The 19,801-nt window shown below is 33.5% G+C and carries 15 protein-coding genes; 5 read left to right on the top strand and 10 right to left on the bottom strand.

Annotation, left to right across the window (positions count from 1 at the left end; all coding sequences use genetic code 11):
• Positions 1 to 141: 141 nt before the first annotated feature.
• Positions 142 to 1,311: a GerMN domain-containing protein gene (locus tag B9Y54_RS07200; protein ID WP_159446067.1), complete on the bottom strand. Its 1,170-nt coding sequence runs from the start codon at positions 1,309 to 1,311 to the stop codon at positions 142 to 144.
• Between the two features lie 176 nt (positions 1,312 to 1,487).
• Here B9Y54_RS07200 and B9Y54_RS07195 point away from each other — a divergent pair, with 176 nt between their 5' ends.
• On the top strand, positions 1,488 to 1,973 hold the full coding sequence (locus B9Y54_RS07195) for an FUSC family protein (protein WP_085559634.1): 486 nt from the start codon (positions 1,488 to 1,490) through the stop codon (positions 1,971 to 1,973).
• Positions 1,974 to 2,076: 103 nt separating this feature from the next.
• The gene (locus tag B9Y54_RS07190; RefSeq protein ID WP_085559633.1) at positions 2,077 to 2,667 is read left to right on the top strand and encodes an FUSC family protein; all 591 of its coding nucleotides are present in this window, start codon (positions 2,077 to 2,079) and stop codon (positions 2,665 to 2,667) included.
• 41 nt (positions 2,668 to 2,708) lie between these two features.
• On the opposite strand, the gene B9Y54_RS07185 is transcribed toward B9Y54_RS07190, so the two are convergent.
• From B9Y54_RS07185 to B9Y54_RS07175, 3 genes are all read right to left on the bottom strand, one after another.
• Complete coding sequence (locus tag B9Y54_RS07185; protein ID WP_085559632.1) at positions 2,709 to 4,622, bottom strand: heavy metal translocating P-type ATPase; 1,914 nt, start codon at positions 4,620 to 4,622, stop codon at positions 2,709 to 2,711.
• Between the two features lie 385 nt (positions 4,623 to 5,007).
• Positions 5,008 to 8,679: an FtsX-like permease family protein gene (locus B9Y54_RS07180; RefSeq protein WP_090005024.1), complete on the bottom strand. Its 3,672-nt coding sequence runs from the start codon at positions 8,677 to 8,679 to the stop codon at positions 5,008 to 5,010.
• Between the two features lie 15 nt (positions 8,680 to 8,694).
• Entirely contained in the window at positions 8,695 to 9,396 is a 702-nt protein-coding gene (locus B9Y54_RS07175; protein WP_085559631.1) for an ABC transporter ATP-binding protein, read from the bottom strand.
• 303 nt (positions 9,397 to 9,699) lie between these two features.
• On the opposite strand from B9Y54_RS07175, the gene B9Y54_RS07170 reads away from it, so the two are divergent.
• A complete protein-coding gene (locus B9Y54_RS07170; protein ID WP_085559630.1) occupies positions 9,700 to 10,221 on the top strand; it encodes a YcxB family protein in 522 nt (173 codons plus the stop codon).
• A 91-nt stretch (positions 10,222 to 10,312) separates the two neighbouring features.
• Here B9Y54_RS07170 and B9Y54_RS07165 read toward each other — a convergent pair whose 3' ends face one another.
• The 3 genes from B9Y54_RS07165 to B9Y54_RS07155 form a co-directional block, all read right to left on the bottom strand.
• A complete protein-coding gene (locus B9Y54_RS07165; protein WP_085559629.1) occupies positions 10,313 to 10,897 on the bottom strand; it encodes a PepSY domain-containing protein in 585 nt (194 codons plus the stop codon).
• A 314-nt stretch (positions 10,898 to 11,211) separates the two neighbouring features.
• On the bottom strand, positions 11,212 to 12,597 hold the full coding sequence (locus tag B9Y54_RS07160) for an amino acid permease (RefSeq protein WP_085559628.1): 1,386 nt from the start codon (positions 12,595 to 12,597) through the stop codon (positions 11,212 to 11,214).
• Positions 12,598 to 12,617: 20 nt separating this feature from the next.
• Positions 12,618 to 13,475 (bottom strand): GRP family sugar transporter, encoded by an 858-nt coding sequence (locus tag B9Y54_RS07155; RefSeq protein ID WP_085559627.1) that lies wholly within the window; start codon positions 13,473 to 13,475, stop codon positions 12,618 to 12,620.
• A 174-nt stretch (positions 13,476 to 13,649) separates the two neighbouring features.
• Between B9Y54_RS07155 and B9Y54_RS07150 the strand changes: the two genes are divergently transcribed.
• Positions 13,650 to 14,927 (top strand): BaiN/RdsA family NAD(P)/FAD-dependent oxidoreductase, encoded by a 1,278-nt coding sequence (locus B9Y54_RS07150; RefSeq protein WP_085559626.1) that lies wholly within the window; start codon positions 13,650 to 13,652, stop codon positions 14,925 to 14,927.
• Positions 14,928 to 14,991: 64 nt separating this feature from the next.
• Here the strand turns inward: B9Y54_RS07150 and ybaK are convergent, their stop codons facing one another.
• From ybaK to B9Y54_RS07135, 3 genes are read right to left on the bottom strand one after another with little or no spacing between them, the layout of a single operon-like run.
• Positions 14,992 to 15,477 carry a Cys-tRNA(Pro) deacylase gene (gene ybaK, locus B9Y54_RS07145; protein ID WP_085559625.1) on the bottom strand — a complete coding sequence of 162 codons (486 nt, stop codon included), beginning with the start codon at positions 15,475 to 15,477 and terminating at the stop codon, positions 14,992 to 14,994.
• 40 nt (positions 15,478 to 15,517) lie between these two features.
• Positions 15,518 to 16,696 carry a class I SAM-dependent rRNA methyltransferase gene (locus B9Y54_RS07140; protein ID WP_085559624.1) on the bottom strand — a complete coding sequence of 393 codons (1,179 nt, stop codon included), beginning with the start codon at positions 16,694 to 16,696 and terminating at the stop codon, positions 15,518 to 15,520.
• A 45-nt stretch (positions 16,697 to 16,741) separates the two neighbouring features.
• Entirely contained in the window at positions 16,742 to 17,377 is a 636-nt protein-coding gene (locus B9Y54_RS07135) for a VanZ family protein (protein ID WP_085559623.1), read from the bottom strand.
• 295 nt (positions 17,378 to 17,672) lie between these two features.
• Between B9Y54_RS07135 and B9Y54_RS07130 the strand changes: the two genes are divergently transcribed.
• On the top strand, positions 17,673 to 19,790 hold the full coding sequence (locus tag B9Y54_RS07130; protein WP_234987867.1) for an LTA synthase family protein: 2,118 nt from the start codon (positions 17,673 to 17,675) through the stop codon (positions 19,788 to 19,790).
• Positions 19,791 to 19,801: the final 11 nt, after the last annotated feature.

Here is a 19,801-nt window from a genome sequence, read left to right as displayed (position 1 = left end):
AAGAGTTGCTAATGTCTAACAGTATAGAATATTCTGACAATTTAAGCAACCGTTTATTTACTTTTTTTATTCTTTTATTTTCTTACACAAAAAAACAGAATAGAGACTAGAAAATCTAGCTATTCCGCCTTTTCTATTTTATTATTTTCCTAGCTCGTGACTATTTTTATTGGTTACCATAAAGGGTTCCCCTTTTTCCATTTGAATATGGCCTGTACTATAAGGTTTACCTTCTACTGTTAGATAAACGTCATTCGTATGATAATACCCACCAATTGTGTTAACAAGACTTTGCATAATCAACGTTTCAAAGGCTGTCCCCGCATTCATTTCAGAAGTTAGTTCCTTTGAAAAATCAATGTATACATGGCCATCTTTATTTAAATACAAACTTAAGATCTTAGTATTTTTAGAAAGGACATTTCCGACTTGATTATTAGGGACTTCTTTATAGGCTGCTTCGATTCTTTTTCTTGTAACATTATTTGTTTTAAAGGCTACTTCTTTGTCGACGAAGGACATGGTTTTTCCGTCAGATTCAGGGTAATAAAAACGGATTGTTTGCATCAATGGTGTCTCGTTTATTTCACTTAATGTTGATGTTACATTGTAACCATTTAATGAAAACACACTTTTCACTAATCCTATATTGGGTGCATAATAAGTAATTTCCTTGTCTCCTGTTCCTCCAGTCGTCACTTCTATCGTGTTAAACGTTCCAATTGGGGTCGTCATAGAGACATTGATGGCAGTAATAGATCTTGTGCGTTCTCCTACTACTTCCCAGCTAGTCCCGACTTTTATTGGGCTTTTTATTAAAATTTCCATTTCTTCATTTTTATTAGATATTTTTGTTTTGAGCCAATTTTCTCTAGTATAGGTTTCCTCTCGATCTATGCGAACCACTACTTGATTTTCTTCTAAATCCAATACTTTTACTACTTCTGTACCTCCATTATTTGTTCTTGTTTGCTTAGAATTGTTTGCTTCATAATCTGTAAATACATCGTAACTTGCGTATTCATTTCCTTCTCCTATATATACGTATTCTTTATTAGCCGTTTCAGGAAAGTAATCAGCTAATTGGTTTTCAGTTACTATTTCTTTAGATTCATCTGAATTAATTGAGCTCTCTGTAATAGAAGAATCATCGGTTTCACTTGATTTTAGTGATTCTTTAGAGCTATCAGTCACTTGATTTTGACTAGAAACTGCTTCGCTAACAGCGGAATCATCTATCTTAAAAAGTCGACAAGAAGACAAAATAAATCCTATTGTTAATAAACTAAATAAGACTGTTATTTTTTTCATCATTTTCCTCCTACTTTCTTTTTTGTTTCTATCTATACCTTATCATATCAATTGATGTAAGCGTTATTTATTTAGGATATTATTTTTTTACTGATTTTTTTATGATAAAATAGAAAATTAAAAGAAGACTCATAAAGTCAGTTGACTTTATACGTTTATTAAGGAGGATTTTGCTGATGATGATCGGAGAGTATCGAATTGGTATGCGCACCGTTAAAACTGCTATCGCCGTAGCCAGCTGTATTTTATTGTTTCATTTCACTAATCGTGGAGCCCCTATGATAGCTTCATTAACTGCTATTTTTGTTTTAAGAGAAGATTGGCGAATGACTTTTAAATTCAGTAAAAATAGGATTTTGGGTAATTCTATTGGAGCCTTTACTGCAACATTAGTTGTTCTTGTTCAAAATATTTTTGGCACCCATTTTTTGATTGAACTTATCGGTGTACCAGTAGCTATTATTTTTATTATTGTTATCTGTGACTTACTTAAAAATAATGCAGGAATTATTGGTGGAACAGCTGCTTTTTTAATCATTTACTATACGATTCCTATTGATGATGCCCTCTTTTATGCTATTCAGCGTATCTTTGATACGTTCATTGGCGCTTTTATTGCTATTTTTATTAATTTGCTTATTCCTTACCACTCAAAAAAATAACTATTGCTTTTAATTTTCAATTTGAGTTTTATTTTCTGTAACATCTCCTTTATTTCTAACCTTTTTTGCTAAAGACTCTTGCATTTTAGTATGGAATCTCTGTATGATAGATATTATCAGACCTTGCTTGTTAAAAGGTCAACTAAAAAGTGAGTGGATATTGTTGAAAAGTCATTATCGAATTGGTATGCGTACAATCAAAACAGGAATTGCTGTAGCTTTATGTATGATTTTTTTTCACTATACAAATCGAGGAACTCCCGCTTTAGCTGCTTTAGCTGCTGTTTTTTCTTTGAGAGCAGACTGGAGAACGAGCTTTAATTTTGGGAGAAATCGTATCTTTGGAAATGCAGTCGGTGCTATTCTTGCAACGGCGCTAGTATTATTCCAGACAGCAACAGGGAATCAGTTTATTCTTGAAATTATTGGTGTTTCTATTGGGCAAATGCTTGTTATTATTATCTGCGACCGATTGCACTATCATGATGGAATTATCGGTGGCACAGCTACTTATATGATTACTTATTTTACGATTCCGATGAATGCTACTTATATTTATGGTCTTAATCGGGTTCTTGATACCGTCATAGGTAGTGTTATTGCTATTCTAGTAAATATTATACTTTCTACTTATGCGCTTCAAAAATTTAAAAAAAATCGTTTTGTTTTTCCTGATTCAACAAAAGATGAGTAAGAAAAAACTGGGCTATCTCTAAAAGAGACAGTCCAGTTTTTTTATTTCGTTCTTAATAATCTGAGACCATTTAGAATAACAACCAATGTACTTCCTTCATGAATAATGACACTGATTGTGATATTAGCTAATCCAATTAAGCTGACTACAACTAAAAAGGCTACAACTAACATTGAAAAAATAATATTTTGCCAAATAATCTGTTTCATTTTTAAAGAACTTTTGTGTGCGTTAACTAATTTAGATAAATCGTTTTGCATTAAAACCAAATCAGATACCTCTACTGCAACATCTGTTCCATCCCCCATAGCAATCCCAATATCTGCCTTAACAAGAGCAGGCGCATCGTTTACACCGTCTCCTACCATCGCGGTTATTCCGTACTGCTCTTTTTTCTTATTGATGATTAGTGATTTATCTTCTGGCATAACATTGGCAATAACTTCGTCTATTCCTAATTGTTTACCTACAGCTTGTCCTGTCATTTGGGAATCTCCGGTAATCAACGTTGTATGAATACCCAGGTTTTTAAAGTAAGCAATTGTTGCTTTCGCTTCTTGACTAGGAATATCCATTAAACCAATTAGACCAATGACTATTTCATCTTCCGCTACATATACAACGGTCTTTCCTGTAGATGCCCATTCTGTGTTTAATTTACTGTATTCATTGGAAACAGCTTTAAAAGAAGTTGGTTTTCCAATCCGATAACTTCTCCCCTGATAATCACCTGTTAATCCTTTTCCAATTTGATTTGTCACGTTTATCTCTAACTTATTCTTCTTATCAAATTTTTCTAAAATAGCATTAGCTAATGGATGATTTGACTCTTTTTCAAGAGCTACAATGATATCCGTCATCCTAGTAACATTGGTAGAATAATTAAAATAGTAATCAGTCACTTCTGGTTTACCACGAGTAAGGGTACCCGTTTTATCAAAAGCGATAGCCTTTATATCTGCTAGTTGTGATAGATACGTACTTCCTTTTGAAAGAACACCTTTTTTTGCAAGGTCAGACGTTGCAGATAAAGTTGCAGAAATAGTACTAGCCGCTAGCGCACAAGGTGAGGCTGCAACGAGTAAAACTAGTCCCCTATAAATACTTTCTGTCCATGTCCAATCCGATAAAAGAGAAGTGAGTAAAATGACTAAAGGAATAGCAATTAAAACAAACGTAACATATTTAGGTTCAAATTTTTGGATAATACTAGCCGCTTTTGTCTGATTTTCTTGATTTTGATTGACTAATTGTAAAATTTTCGAGAATACTGTATCCTTATTTTCTTTTGTAACTTCCATTGAAAAAGTACTTGTTCCATTTACTGTACTCCCAAAAACAGCATCGCCTTTAGTTTTTTCTTTAGGCATGCTTTCTCCATTAATAGCAGACTCATTAATAAAAGTTGTTCCAGACAAAATAATTCCATCAATAGGAACTTGTCCTCCATTTAAGACTTGTAGATGATCGCCAACTTTTAGTTCTTCGACATCAACAACCTTTATTGTTCCATCAGGCATAATGAATCTAGCTGTTGTTGGATTCATTTCCATTAACTTCGTTATTTCTCTTTTACTCTTACCTTCAGCGTAATCTTCGAGGAAGTGGGCACCAGAAAAAATAAGAATCAAGAGTGCTCCTTCCCAAAATTTTCCTATTAACGAAGCACCAATTGCCGCTAACCCCATTAAAACATGAGAATTAGGAGTAAATTTTTTATTATTTTTAGTGCGTTCAATCGTCTCTTTTAATCCTTCCGAAATAATGACATGATAGCCCGCTGTAATGATAGCGATTAAAAATAGGCTATTTTGCAGCAGCACATATTTTTCGTTTAATATTAATGCTATTAACGATAAAACTAAACCAATATAATATAAATAAACAGGTGTTTTCCCATGATTATAATTATGGTTGTGCTCTTCGTGAGAATGTTTTTTTTTAATCTTATTCATTTTTATCACCTTTCTTAATAAACGTTAGAATTATTTTGATGGCGTAACGATTACGCATTACATATGAATGTCTATTCATATGTTTATTATATAATGCTTTAACTCATTTGTCAAAAATAGTCTTAACGAATTGTTTACTTATTTTTAATACCCAATAGAAAAGCTAAACAACAAAAAAGCCTCTACAAAAATACTAAAATGGTGCTGTAGAGGTTTCTCTCGTATGAGATGAATCCAGTATGAGAACGTCTTTTTTCTTCATTTTTAATACAAACAAACCAAAAAAAGTTTCATTCATCAGTTTTACTGGATAAATGGAACTTTTTTTCTTATTCTTAGCTAGTTATGTTCCAGATTTGTTTTTAATTAGTCCTTTTCTACCTTTTTAATCTACTGATTTTAAGGCTTCTATCATATCTATATTTTTCAACTTGATATGCATAGCATACATAACAATTCCTGAGAATAGCAATGTTAACAACCCTGAGTAAACATAGCTTAAAAGTCGAATATCTGGACTAAACATTAGCATATCTATTTCAGCCGTTTGTAAAACAAAACTGTGCAAGAGTGCTCCCAATCCTGAACCTACAACGATTCCCATAAGTGATAAAATAATATTTTCTCGATAAATATAGGTTGTTACTTCTTTATCATAAAATCCTAGGACTTTTATAGTAGATAGTTCTCTGATTCGTTCTGAAACGTTAATATTCGTTAGATTATAGAGTACTACAAATGCCAATAATCCTGCTGAAATAATCAATACTAGTGTAACAATTGCTAAACTAGCTGTTGTATCATTTACCGCGCTACTAACTTGACTTACAAAACTAACGGCTGCTACGCTCGGTTGAGCTGTTAAATCGCTACCTAATTTATCTTCAAAAGCTTTATTTGCTTGATACATTAGCAGTTGGGTGTTGTATGCTGGCCTTTTTCCGACTAATTTCATGTAAGAATCACTTGTCATAAATACGTAATGACCGGCATAGTTTTCAGCAATCTGTTTGACTACCCCATCCATTTTTTTATTGTCTTCGTCTTTTAGGGTAATCGTATCTCCTATGTCTAAACCAAATAATTTAGCTAGTTTTTCAGTGATGATTACTCCTTCATCTGGTAGAGAGTAAACCTCACCTGACTTACGATTATTTAAAAGAAGGTAGTTAGATAATTCTTCTTTTTCTTCTGGAACAAAAACGGTTACGTCTTGTGTATTTACGTCTTTTTCTGAAACAGTATAGCTTTCTTGTAAGACATTCATGTTGTTAGTGATACTTGATTGAGAGTCAATGAATTCTTGGTATTGCTCTTTTTCTTCCTTAGTCGCCTCATTGTTAAAAGCAACAATTGCATCATACTTCATTAATTTCCCATATTGTAAGCTTGAAATATCTGCAATAGAATCAGATAAACCAAATCCAGTTAAAATTAATGCTGTACAACCAGCAACTCCTAAAACAGTCATTAACATCCTTTGTTTGTAACGGAATAAGTTACGAGCGGTTACTTTTTGAATAAAGCCCATCCGATTCCAAACAAATGAAAGACGTTCTAAGAAAATTCGTTTTCCTATTTTCGGTGCTTTTGGACGCATCAATGTCGCTGCATTACTTTGCAATGCCACTCTTGTAGCTGCGTATGCTGCGGCAACTGTACTGAGAATCGCGATGATGAACGAAATAACACCATAACTGATATAATACGTAATACGAATATCTGGCATATTGTACAATGAACCATAAGCATTAAAGATTATACTAGGAAAAACTTGATACCCGATTACTAGACCAATTATTGTTCCAAATACACTTGCAAGCGAAGCATAAACAAGGAACTTTTTAGCTATATCTCCACTGGTATAACCTAAGGCCTTTAATGTCCCAATCTGTAAGCGTTGCTCATCTACCATTCTTGTCATAGTTGTCAGAGAAACTAATGCAGCTATTAGAAAGAAGAAAACTGGAAATACTTGAGCGATAGCAGATATTCGTTCTGCATTATCACTGTATTCTTTGTAACCAGGATTAGTGCTACGATCAAAAACAAAGTATTCTGGTTTTGCGAGATCAGCTAACTCTTGTCTTGCCGTTAATAAATCCGCTTCACCGTCTGCAATTTCTTCTACGGCTTCTTTATTTTTCTTTTCAAATTCTTTTGCTGCTTTATTGTATTCATCTTGGCCTTCATCTAAAGATGCTTTGGCTTTACCTAATTCAGCTTCTCCTTTAGCCTGTTCAGTTTTCAAGGTTTCTTTACCTTGGACTAGTTGGTTTTCACCTTTAATTAATTCAGCTTCTGCTTCTTGAATAGCTTGTTTACCTTCATTAATTTTTTGCTGGTTTTCAACAATTTCATTTTCTCCAGCAGCTAATTGTTCTCTAGCACTTATTTTTTGTTGCTCAAAAGATGCTTTCGCTTCATTTAATTGAGATTGAGCTGCCTCTAATTCCGTTTGGCTTTGTTCAATCGTTTCTTTGCTTTTATTGAGCTTATTTTCAGAAACTTCAATTTCTGCACTACCTTGATTGATTTCATTTTGTTGGACTTTTAACGCATTCTCTCCTTCAGTAATTGAGCCATTCGTCGCTATTATAGTCGTTTTTACTGAAGCAGCCGGAGTATTTCCGGCAAAGAAGCTAGTCAGTTGTTGTCCTAACGAAGTACTAAGTACTTTGTCTATTTCTTGGGCCTTAGCAAGAGCCGTAATTATTTCAGTTTGAGTGATAGAACCAACTGGTTTTTCTACTATTTTACTAATTGATATAAGATTTGCTTTTTGATTTTTTACGTTTTGCTTGCTTTGAGTTAACTTTATTTGACCTTGCTCAAGCTTATTCTTTTCAGCTTGAATCTTTTCTTCATTATTTTTGATTTCAGCTTTAGACTGGCTAATTGCTTTAAAACTATCAGATAATATTTGTTGATTAGCCGTTAGTTCTTTTTCCCCAGCAGCTAGTTCTGCTTCAGCTGACTTTTTTCGTTCATTGAAAGTTAGCTCTGCTTTATTTAGTTCAGTTTGACCAGCTTCTAAGTTTTCTTTTTGAGTTGCCAATTCTTTTTTTCCATCACTAATTTTTTTGCTATTCTTATCTATTTCAGCTTGTGCACTAGTGATTTCTTTTTCAAATGTTGCTAAACCTTCTTGGTAGTCTTTTGAACCTTCTGTCAGTTCTTTTTTAGCTTCATTTAATTTTTTTTGTCCATCTGCTAATTTTACTTTTGCTTCATCAACTTCTCTTTGGCCTTTATCAATTTCGATTTGCGCTTCTTTTTGAATACTTTCTAATCTATTTTGTGGTAAAGATTTTGTCATGTTTTCAATTTTAGATCGATACTTATCAACTTTTTCTTCATATTTTTCTGAGTAGGCTAGTAATGATTTCGTATCAGAAAAAGTTAAGTACGCTTCTGTGTAAACTTCCATATCAAAATCTTCATCCAGAATAACAGCAAATCCATCTAATGTTCCTTTTCCTACTGTGCTGTTTCCTCGAGTAAAGTTTTCAATGTATTGAGGACTATTTACAAAACCTACTATTTTATAACTCGTTATTTTTAACTTATCAGATAAAGGATTTTCTTCATCGTCTGTCGTTAAATCAATTTGATCTCCTAGAGAGTATTCTGAAGTATAGACCTCCGTTGCGTCTAGTGCAATTTCACCCGATTTTCCAGGTAATCTCCCTGATATAATCGCATACTGATTTGATTTTTCAGTCGCATTTTTAGGATAACTAAAAACTTTGGTGACTAATGCGCTGTCTTCCAAGATAACATCTTGGCTATATGCCCCGCGTACAATCACATTTTCTACCGACTGAAGCTGCTTTATGTCATATTCTTCTAGACCATAAGTTGAAACTACTTTAAGATCCATTAAATTTTTCTCGCGATAATAATGATCTGCTGTGTCAATCATGTTGGGACCAGTAGCTTTAATTCCAGCAAAAAAGGCAACACCTAAAGTAATAATCGCAAATATGGATAGAAAACGTCCTTTTGATTTCCAAATTTCTTTAAAAATATCTTTCCATAGTGCTTTCTTTTTCATTTTATCTCTCCCCCCTTACCATTCGATATCTGCTACGGCTGTAGGATTAGGGTTCAATGTGGTCTTACGTACTTTAGCGTTGTTAATTTCAATAATTCGATCAGCCATTGGTGCTATTGCTTGATTGTGTGTAATAACGATAACGGTCGTTCCTGTATTGATACAGGTATCTTGTAGCAACTTTAAAATTTGTTTACCTGTTTCGTAATCTAAGGCCCCTGTTGGTTCATCACAAAGCAATAATTTTGGTTGCTTAGCTAATGCACGAGCAATAGCTACACGCTGTTGTTCTCCCCCAGATAATTGCGCTGGGAAATTATCTAACCGTTCACCTAATCCAACTTGACGTAAGACTTCTTCAGCATCTAATGCATTTTTCGATATTTCTGCCGCTAATTCAACATTTTCTTTCGCTGTTAAATTAGGCACTAAATTATAGAATTGAAAAACAAATCCTACGTCATCTCTTCTATATTTTGTGAGTTGCTTTTTATTAAACTGAGCAATATCTACTCCGTCGACTTTAACTTTTCCTTCATCAGCTTGATCCATGCCACCTAAAATATTCAATACAGTTGATTTACCAGCTCCACTAGGACCGACAATGACAGCGAATTCACCTTGTTTAATCTCAAAAGAAATACCATCATTAGCAGCAATGATCGTATCGCCCATTTTATAACGTTTATATTCATCTATTATTTCTACAAAAGCCATTTCTATCCCTACATTTCTATTATTCATTTTTTATGACAGCAATAACTATATCATACACCAGTTGAAAAAATGACTAGTATGACTTTCCGATGTCTTACTTCTATTGAAAAGTGTGTGTAAGCCTTTATACTTAACTAACTATTAGATAACTCTTTTTATTTTTCAAAATTTATACCATCACAAAGTAATTCTAACTGTTTTAAAATAAGGTATACTTAACATGGCCAACATAACTATGTCATGTATTTACGCCTACAATCTAAGCTTGTTAAGGAATACAGTATACCAAAAAGGAGTATCCTAATGGAAGTAAAGTACGAAATAACAGAAGAAGATTATATAAAATTTAATATTTACCATATTCAACAATCAAAAGCACAAAAAAAGACTTATTATCCTATGAAATACTTGTTGCCAGCTATCTGTGGCATCCTTATTTTTTATTCGGGAATTTTTTTTCTAAATCAGCCTGCATTGTACTGGGCTATTATTGCTCTTTCCTTCATCGTTATTTATCTCATGAATTTTCCTAGAAGTTATAAAAAATTATTAACAAAATCAATAAGGTCTGTTTTAAAAGAAGGAGATAATTCATCTCTATTAGGAAAAAAGACACTGATTATTGACAATAATGGTTTAAAAGTTTTTGACAACTATACAACTGAAGTGACTACAAGAAACGGTATAAAAGAAATAACTATTTATGAAGATATGATTCTTATCTATTTAAGTGGCTTTACTGCACATATTGTACCGACAAGGTATCTAACTATTAAAGAAAAGAAACTTTTTCTAAAAGAATTAGAATTTAGCGAAAAAAAATAATCTTTCTATTCAATAAATAGAGCTACTAATATATGAAGATATATTAGTAGCTCTATTTATTGTAAACCTATTTATTTATTGCTTTTTCGTTTTAGTCTAGGCCGACGAATTCTCCTGTTTTAGCATCAATTAAGGCATCATCGTTACCTTGGCCGCTGCCTTGTAAATCTACTTCATAATAAACTGTTCCATTTTCACTATCTAGTCCCCAGTCTTTAGCGTAGCCTTTTCCTACTTTTTCAAGAGCCACTTTCATTGCTTCTTGAGGTGTGATAAGACCTTCTAGCTCTAAACTATCATCGTCAATTAAATCATCTTTATTTTCTGTTCTTTGCTTAGAGATTTCCCCAGACATTGTATCAATAGATAGTTCTATTTCCTGTAATTCATTAAATCCTTCAATTTCATATAAATAGTTACTAAAATTTTTGTCCAGATTAATAGAAACAATTTGCGCATTTGGATAAGCTTCTTTAAAGGTTTCTACTGCCTGTTCCATACTCACATCAAATGTCGTATTTTCTATTCCTTTTGTTGAAGTATCCATTTGATTGCTAGATTGCATTGGAGTCATCATGCCCTCATCTTGGGAATTATTGTCGCATGCTACAAGTATAAAAGAAAATACTAATGTCGCTGCTATTATTATCACTTTTTTACTCATCATTTTATTCATTTTCTTTCCCTCCAGTTTATTAATGCTAAAGTAATTTTCTAACTCGATTATGAGTGTTAGAGAACTTAGTTTTAATTTTCTTATTTGTTACTTTATTGTATAACAGATTTCATTTATTTCATAGAATAAAGCCTTACTTTATCAGATGATAAAGAAGAAAAGCTAGAAAATGACCACAAAGAGTAAATTAAAGTTTTTCACATCTTTAATTGAGCTAGACGCTTTAGACATTTGGAAAAAAGATAACCAGTCATTAGGACAAAAAACATCCTATCTGACTGGTTTCTATTTTCTTATCGAAGCAAATCATTTTTCTACGCATTTTTATTTAGTTGGCTATGTTTGTTTCCATATAGGAAGTAGATAGCTAAACCTAATGTAACCCAGATGATGAACATAACCCAGACAGATAAAGATAGTTGGAACATCAAATACAAACAAACTACAATAGATAAAATTGGAAAGAATGGGACCCACGGAACTTTAAATTCTCCTGGTTTTGGTTGTCCATATTCTTTTCTTAGTTTTAAAATACCAGCTGCGATAATGACAAATACCATTAATGTAACGATATTGGTTACTGCTGCCAATTGATCTAAAGGAATGATTCCTGCTAATGTAGCGGATAAGATACCAACTATAAATGTAGCATTATGAGGTGTTTTGGTCTTCTCGTTGACGTGACTTAATCCGATGGGTAATAATCCATCACGACTAATCACATAAATTAAACGGGTTAATCCATAAGTCATTGAGATTAAAACAGTTAATAACGTTAGTATCGCACCTACTGAGATCATCCCTGCTACAACATTGTGCCCAATAAATCGCATAGCGAAGGCTACTGGATCTTTTACATTTAATTGTGTATAAGGAACCAATCCCGTTAGCACTAGCGTCACGCCTATATATAAGACAGTCGCAATGCCAAGCGATCCGATAATTCCCCTGGGTACGTCTCTTTGAGGATTCTTTACTTCCTCAGCTGCGGTACTAACTGCATCAAAACCTAAAAAAGCAAAGAAAACAATCGCCGCACCAGAAGTTATACCTTTTAAACCAAATGGCATAAAAGGCGTCCAGTTAGCTGGCTTTACATAAAATACGCCTATTAAAATAAATAAGGCAATTAAGCTAAATTTTATAATAACCATAATATTATTTAATCGTAAAGCTTTTTTAGCCCCTTGTGTAACCAAATAAGTCACCAATAATGTAATAACAATTGCAATAACGTCAACGTACGTTCCGTTAGCTTGATTATAAGATGCCCTTAAAGCTTGTGGAAAGTAAATCCCTATTCCTTCTAAAAAGCCATGAACGTAGCCAGACCAGCCAGAAGCGACTGAAGCATTAGCTAATAAATACTCACAAATTAATAACCAACCGACTAACCAACCGACTAGTTCACCAAAAATAGTATAAATATACCCATAAGCGCCTCCACCAATGGGTACTCTAGAAGCAAATTCTGCATAACATAAAGCGGATAAGATACATGAAAATGCGGCAATAACAAACGAAATAATTAGTGCTGGTCCAGCTATATTGGCTGCTGCGGTCCCTGTGATAACGAAGATTCCCGTCCCAACAATCGCACCTAGACCTAATAAGATTAGGTCAAATGTCTTTAATTCTTTTCTTAATAATGATTTTGAGAGCATCTCTGTATTTAATGGTTTTTTACGAAAAAGATTCATTTTTCGACCTACCTTGTCTTTTATGATTTCAAATAACCTAAAATAATTCCTCCAATAATAACTAACACACAACCTATAATAATGTATCTAAATTCACGCTTTGATTTAGTTTCTCCGAGAAACCAGATTCCACCTAATGTAGAAATAATAATACCCATTTGTGATAGAGAAAAACTAACTGCTAATCCGATTGCTTTCATTGAAATAAGCATAAAAATATTTCCCACTCCCCATATCAGGCCAGTAAGAATATTTCTTGTAGTATAATGATTCCAAACTTGTTCTTTTCTAGAAAAGAATAGCGCACCAATTACCATTCCAATTGACTGTGGCAAAATAACTGCTAATGCATCTACACCTGAAGCATTGATAGTAATGGTGTAAAAAGCGTATCCTAAAGTAGATAATCCTAATGCTTTCATCCAAGCCTTTTTAACTGAGGCAGCTTCGTCACCTGAATCTTTCTGGTCACTTACCGTTGTAAACCGGACACCAATAATTAAAAAAGCTAGTGCTAGAACACCTAGAAAAAGATCTCGACTACTCGTCCATTCCCGAAATAACAAAACTCCTGCTAATGTGTTTGCCATCAGTTGTAAACCAGTAGAAACGGGTAGTGTATTTGACACACCCATTAATTTCATGGATTGAAACTGTTTGTTTTGACCAAGTGTCCAAAATAAACCGGATATCAATCCAACGATCATACTATTCATTTCGAAAGTCGGTCGGTAAACCAAATAGGCCCCTATGGCAAAAACAAATGATCCAATTGTCATACCTAAAGTTTGTTGTTGTGGTGTTCCGCCAAGTTTTCCGCTGACTAAACCAATACTACCCCAAGCAAAAGCTGGAATCAACGCAAGTAAGATCTCCATGACACCCCTCTTTTCTATTCTTTTTTCTTTCAACCGCTCTATCATAACAAGGATACGAAGTATTCTACAACATATAAATGATTTAGCAAGCTTTTTTTCTTGTTTCATGGAATTGACTGCCAAAATATGCTAAGCTAGACAGATAAATTTGTCTAATAGAAAAGAGGAATAACCATGACAGATTACGATGTAATCGTAGTTGGCGGTGGCACAAGCGGTATGATGGCAGCTATTTCAGCAGCTGAAAAAGGTGCTAAAGTTGCCGTCGTAGAAAAAAATAAAACTCTTGGTCGTAAGTTGCTTGTTACTGGCGGAGGCCGATGTAATGTAACAAATAACCGTGACAAAGAAGAAATTGTTTCACATATCCCTGGAAATGGTCGCTTTCTTTATAGCGCTTTTCATCAATACGATAATTATGATATTATGGACTTCTTTCGTTCAAATGGTGTTGTCTTAAAAGAAGAAGATCATGGTCGCATGTTTCCTGCTACAGATAAGTCCCGAACTGTTTTAGAAGCCTTAATTGTGATTATGGATCGATTAGCGATTACTATCTACACAGATGCGCCAGTCGAAACTATTTTATTTAAAGATAAAAAAGTAACTGGCTTGATTCTCGAAGATGAGCGTGAATTATCAGCTAAAACCATTGTTCTTTCGACCGGTGGAAGAGCTATGCCTAGAACAGGTTCAACTGGCGATGGCTATAAGTGGGCTAAAAAAGCTGGTCATACAATTAAGCCTCTTTATCCAACAGAAGTCCCGGTCTTATCAGATGAATTATTTATTCAAGACAAAACGTTGCAAGGTCTTTCTTTACGAGATGTGACGTTAAGTGTGGTCAATAAAAAAGGTAAAAAAGTAATTAGTCATCAAATGGATATGATTTTTACTCACTTCGGCATTTCAGGTCCAGCTGTTTTACGTTGTTCGATGTTTGTACATCAAACGATGCAAAGAGATAAAACAGACTTTGTAATGATGTCACTTGATGCTTTACCTGAATTATCTAAAGGAGAACTGACTCAACAAATGCAACGTTTAGTAAAAAATGAAGGTGAAAAAAGCATCAAAAACGCTTTAAAAGGACTCGTTCCGGAACGCTACCTTCTTTTTGTTTTTGAGCGTTTATCGCTTGACGAAAACACTCCTTTAAAACATTTATCGGATGATGAACGATCAGCTTTCATTGATTTTATGAAAGATTTTAGTTTTACCGCAAATGGTACATTGCCTATTGAAAAGGCCTTTGTAACCGGTGGTGGAATTAATACAAAAGAAGTCAATCCGAAAACAATGGAAAGCAAGTTTACAAAAGGATTGTATTTTTCTGGTGAGCTACTAGACTACAATGGTTATACCGGTGGTTATAATATCACTGGTGCTTTCATTACGGGTCGGGTAGCGGGCATGCACGCTGCACAAGAAGCTTTAGGCGTAACGAACTAGTAAAATTAAGATGAATTTAAAAATAAAAAGAGACTACAGACAAAAAATGTCTATAGTCTCTTTTTTAGGCTTCAATTGCTGCAAATTCAGCTGCAACAAGTTTTTTTAGAGCTTGAGGCGCTAGTTCAACTTGAAAGCCTCTTCTTCCAGCAGATACAATCATTGTGCCTAAGTTTTGGACATCTTTTGACAGGTAAACAGGAAATTGTTTTTTCATTCCTATTGGCGAACAACCTCCACGAATGTAGCCCGTTGTTTTTTCTAAATCTGCTAAATGAAGCAACTCCATTTTTTTGTTCCCACTTACTTTTGCAAGTGCCTTTAAATCAATTTCACTTTTTCCTGGAATACAAGTAACGACTACACCTGTTCTATCTCCAATCGTTACAATTGTTTTAAACAGTTTTTGTCTAGTAGGATCTAGTTCCTCTAAACTTGTTTGGCTATCTGAATAGTTTGGGCTCCATGGATACTCATGAAGTTTATAAGCTATTTTAGCTTTATCCAGTATTCGAATAGCATTTGTTTTAGGTTGTTTTCCTTTTTTCATCTAATTTTACCTTCTTTATAATTGAGCTTTTATTGAAAGTTTATTTTTTTCGAATAATAAATACTTTCAAGTAATCGCCTTGAGTGAACTCTGGATTTACCTTAAAGTCATCTGGTAATGTAAAGGTTTCTTCTATTATATACGATTTATTTTGATTTTTGAAAGCTTCTTCAATAAAACTTTTGAACTTTTCAATTGTTACGTTTGCTGCATTCGTTGAGGCAACGATTATACCATTAGATTTTGTCAATTGAATTACTTCTTCTAAAAGACTTGCGTAGTCTTTTGCAGCACTAAATGTCCGTTTTTTCGAACGAGCAAAACTTGGAGGATCGACAACAACGACATCAAAAGCTAGTCTATGACGAATAGCGTATTTAAAGTAATCAAAAACATCCATTACACGAATAACTTGATCATCGACATTTAAATTATTTAATTCAAATTGTTCAACTGTTTTAGGTAAGCTACGTTTAGCTAAATCAACACTTGTCGTTTCGATTGCTCCGCCTAAGGCTGCTGCTATTGAGAAAGCTCCTGTGTAGCTGAAAGTATTTAAGACCGTCTTACCCATTGCATATTTTTCTAATAAACGTTGTCTAACGTCTCTTTGGTCTAAGAAAATACCTGTCATTAGTCCATCATCTAAATACGTAGCATAATTGATTCCGTTTTCTAAAATAATTAATGGTTCTGGGGCAGCTTTACCAAAAATTAAATCTGTCTCAGATTTTTTATTGGTTTCAAATCTAATTTTTTCATAGATTCCTTTGCTATCTGATACTACTTCCTTGAAAGCTTTTAGAATTAGCTCACGGTGGGCATAAATCCCTTTGCTATACCATGAAAAGACGTAATAATCATCATAGAAATCAATCGTCAATCCACCTAAACCATCGCCTTCACCGTTAAACACCCGATAAGCGGTTGTTTGTTCATTTAATTTGAAAATTGAACGTTGATCTAAGGCTTCTTTAAGTAGTTTTTTATAAAAATTCTGATTAATCATCTCTGTTTGATTTATTGTCAAAATCCAGCCATCGCCTTTATTTTGTTTAGCTAAATAAGCAATGGCTACAAATTTTTTGTGTTCATCAATACATTGAATCATTGTTCCTTCTGGTAGTTTGGGCTCCTTGACGAAATCTTCTAATACTAATATTGGGTATCCCTTGCGTGCTCGTTCTGTTGCGCGTCTTTTCAACATAAATTTTTCCATTGCTATTAATCTCCTTTTATTTGTATCCTTTAACATTCAGCTAATCTAGCTTTTTTTCTTCCTATAGTGTTCAACTGCTTTTTTAACAATTATGAAACAAATCAGACCAACTGCTGTTCCGATAGTATTAAATATTAAATCATCAATATCTGTAATCCCAGTTCCAAGAAAGAATTGCATCATTTCAATAAAAAACGAAAAACAAAAACCGATTAAAAGTGTTTTTAAAAAATATGGTTTTTTATTTAGGAAATAAGCCACCGCAAAGCCCATTGGTACAAACCATAAAATATTCCCATAAAAATTATAATAATAATCAAACAGTGTTACTCCTTTAGTCAATTTTAACGTATGGGTTAGTGGCGTCAAATTAATATTACTTAAGGGTTGCATATTAAACCTTACATTACCAATACTATGTTCTTCTCGAAAAATAGTCAGGTGTATTAATAAAATAATGTAAAAAACAAATGCATTTAAACTTATTTCTCGATACACTTTTTTTCTTTTTTTTCCTTTTCTAAAGAACTTTAAATAGATCACTCGAAAGGTCAACCAAATGATAAAATAAAATAACGTTTGGTCTAGACTATAAAAAATTAATTCTATTAGTGGAAAATGATTAATGGATTCCCCATAGGATTGTTTCATTGTATTAAAAAGGCCTTGTAGGAATATCATGTAAGGCAAAACCTCCTTTTAGATGGTGCACTTCATTATAACTTATTTTCCAGCATTATATGTTTAAAAACAGAACAAATTTTAAGTCTAGTAAAAAACTAGATGAAATCAAACTTGGTGGCGATTACATTTTTTTTAGTTTGTTAAAACAAATACAAAAATTGACTAACTTATAAATAAACTGTAAAATATACTTAATATGGGGTAAATGAAAACATTATATTATTTTAAAAATAACATTAATCTAAATAAAAATTATTTTATCCGTTACTTTTTAAAGGAGGAATTTTTACTAGTGAATAAACTAAAAAAACTATTAAATACTCGAATTGGATTCTTTTCGTTAGCTGCTGTTTTATTTTGGGCAAAAACATACTTCAGCTACAAGCAAGAATTTTCTCTCGGTGTTACGGGGGCAATGCAACAAATTATTTTGTTCATCAATCCGATAGCAACAATCGCTCTTTTCTTTTCCATTGCACTTTATTTTAAGAAAAGTAAAAAAGCTTATACCGTTTTATTTTTAGTGCATATTGTGATGAGTGCGTTATTATTTGCAAATATTTTATACTACCGAGAATTTTCTGATTTTCTTTCAGTAACTACTATTTTTGGAGCAGGGAATGTTGCGGGAGGGCTTGGAGCTAGTACGTTAGCTCTATTAAAAGCTCGTGATATTTTTTACTGGCTCGATCTTGTCGTTCTGCTTGGCTTATTAGTAACAAAATCTGTCACAATTGATAATCGTTTTTATAAAAAACGCTCAGCAGTTGCAATGACAATCTTAGCAGTGACACTTTTTTCTGCAAACTTAGCTTTAGCAGAAAGCAATCGCCCTCAACTGTTAACTCGTACGTTTGACAGAAACTATATTGTTAAATACCTCGGGATTAACTTCTTCACTGCTTATGACGGCTACCAAACCGCTCAATCAAATCAGAATAAAGCTAATGCCGATGAATCCGATATGGATGCTGTTCTTTCTTACGTTGATGAGCATTACGCCGAACCTAATCCAGAAATGTTTGGAGTAGCTAAAGATAAAAATGTTATTTACCTTCATCTAGAAAGTTTCCAACAATTCTTAATTGATTACAAACTAGAAGATGAAAACGGCGAACTTCATGAAGTGACACCTTTTATTAACAGTATTTTCCGTGATCAACAAACACAAAGCTTTACAAATGTTTTCCACCAAGTAGGACAAGGCAAAACAGCCGACTCTGAAATGATATTAGAAAATTCATTGTTTGGTTTGCCTCAAGGTGGAGCATTTACTCAAGTTGGAGGAAGCAATACGTTTCAATCTTCTTACAACATTTTAGAATCTGAAAAAGGATACACCAGTGCTGTCATGCACGGAAACGTTGGTTCATTTTGGAATCGCGACAATACGTATAAACAAATGGGTGTTGATTATTTCTTCGATTCTTCTTATTATGACTTATCTGAAGGCAATACATTAGAGTATGGCTTGAAGGATAAATTATTCTTTAATGAATCTGCACAATATTTAGAACAATTGCCTCAACCGTTTTATGCTAAAATGATTTCTGTTTCAAATCACTTCCCTTATCCTTTAGATGAGGCAAACGTTGATTTTAAACCAGCTCGAACAACAGATGAAACGGTTAATAACTACTTTATAACCGCACATTACCTAGATCAAGCTGTTGAAGAATTCTTTAATTACTTGAAAGCATCTGGTTTATATGAAAATTCAATGATTATTCTCTATGGTGACCATTACGGAATCTCAAATTCAAGAAATAAAGCATTAGCTCCATTACTTGGCGAAGATCCAGAAACTTGGAATGGTTACAAAGACGATATGCTACAACGTATCCCGTTGATGTACCATATTCCAGGCACGACAAATGGAAAAATAAATGAAGAATTTGGTGGCCAAATCGATATGCTTCCTACTATGATGCATTTATTGGGTATTCAGACAAAAGATAAAGTGATGATGGGAACTGACTTATTCTCAGCTGGACATGATCAAACCGTTGCATTTCGTAATGGAAATGTTGTCTCTCCTAAATACACACTTAATGGTTCAGATATTTACGATACCGTTACTGGTCAGTTAATTGAGGAGCCTTCCCAAGCTGTTCTTTTAGAACAAGAGCAGTTAAAAGAAGCTGTTTCTACTCAGTTAAGTTTATCTGATAGTATTTTGCACAGTGACTTATTGCGATTCTACACTCCAGCAGGGCTAAATAAGATTGACCCTTCTTCTTATAGTTATCAAAATCAAATCGAGCGAATGGCTAAAATTAATAGTGAATCGGGAGATAAAGCAACAAGTCTTTATTACCTGAATGGCAATCGTTCAACAGCGGATTTGTATCAAACAAATGCACCCGAATTGATGGAACCAACAGATAGTGAAATTAAAACAAACGACTAAAAGAAAAAAAA

The sequence above is a fragment of the Carnobacterium iners genome (assembly GCF_900177385.1).
In the GTDB taxonomy this organism is placed as follows: domain Bacteria; phylum Bacillota; class Bacilli; order Lactobacillales; family Carnobacteriaceae; genus Carnobacterium_A; species Carnobacterium_A iners.
This window is presented reverse-complemented; position numbering and strand designations above follow the sequence as displayed.

Coding starts and splice junctions, on each gene's coding strand:
- B9Y54_RS07170 (WP_085559630.1), top strand. CDS start 9,700: ATGGAAGTAAAGTACGAAATAACAGAAGAAGATTATATAAAATTTAAT.
- B9Y54_RS07175 (WP_085559631.1), bottom strand. CDS start 9,396: ATGGCTTTTGTAGAAATAATAGATGAATATAAACGTTATAAAATGGGC.
- B9Y54_RS07190 (WP_085559633.1), top strand. CDS start 2,077: ATGATAGATATTATCAGACCTTGCTTGTTAAAAGGTCAACTAAAAAGT.
- B9Y54_RS07195 (WP_085559634.1), top strand. CDS start 1,488: ATGATGATCGGAGAGTATCGAATTGGTATGCGCACCGTTAAAACTGCT.
- B9Y54_RS07185 (WP_085559632.1), bottom strand. CDS start 4,622: ATGAATAAGATTAAAAAAAAACATTCTCACGAAGAGCACAACCATAAT.
- B9Y54_RS07155 (WP_085559627.1), bottom strand. CDS start 13,475: ATGGAGATCTTACTTGCGTTGATTCCAGCTTTTGCTTGGGGTAGTATT.
- B9Y54_RS07180 (WP_090005024.1), bottom strand. CDS start 8,679: ATGAAAAAGAAAGCACTATGGAAAGATATTTTTAAAGAAATTTGGAAA.
- B9Y54_RS07200 (WP_159446067.1), bottom strand. CDS start 1,311: ATGAAAAAAATAACAGTCTTATTTAGTTTATTAACAATAGGATTTATT.
- B9Y54_RS07160 (WP_085559628.1), bottom strand. CDS start 12,597: ATGAATCTTTTTCGTAAAAAACCATTAAATACAGAGATGCTCTCAAAA.
- B9Y54_RS07140 (WP_085559624.1), bottom strand. CDS start 16,696: ATGGAAAAATTTATGTTGAAAAGACGCGCAACAGAACGAGCACGCAAG.
- B9Y54_RS07135 (WP_085559623.1), bottom strand. CDS start 17,377: ATGATATTCCTACAAGGCCTTTTTAATACAATGAAACAATCCTATGGG.
- B9Y54_RS07150 (WP_085559626.1), top strand. CDS start 13,650: ATGACAGATTACGATGTAATCGTAGTTGGCGGTGGCACAAGCGGTATG.
- ybaK (WP_085559625.1), bottom strand. CDS start 15,477: ATGAAAAAAGGAAAACAACCTAAAACAAATGCTATTCGAATACTGGAT.
- B9Y54_RS07165 (WP_085559629.1), bottom strand. CDS start 10,897: ATGAATAAAATGATGAGTAAAAAAGTGATAATAATAGCAGCGACATTA.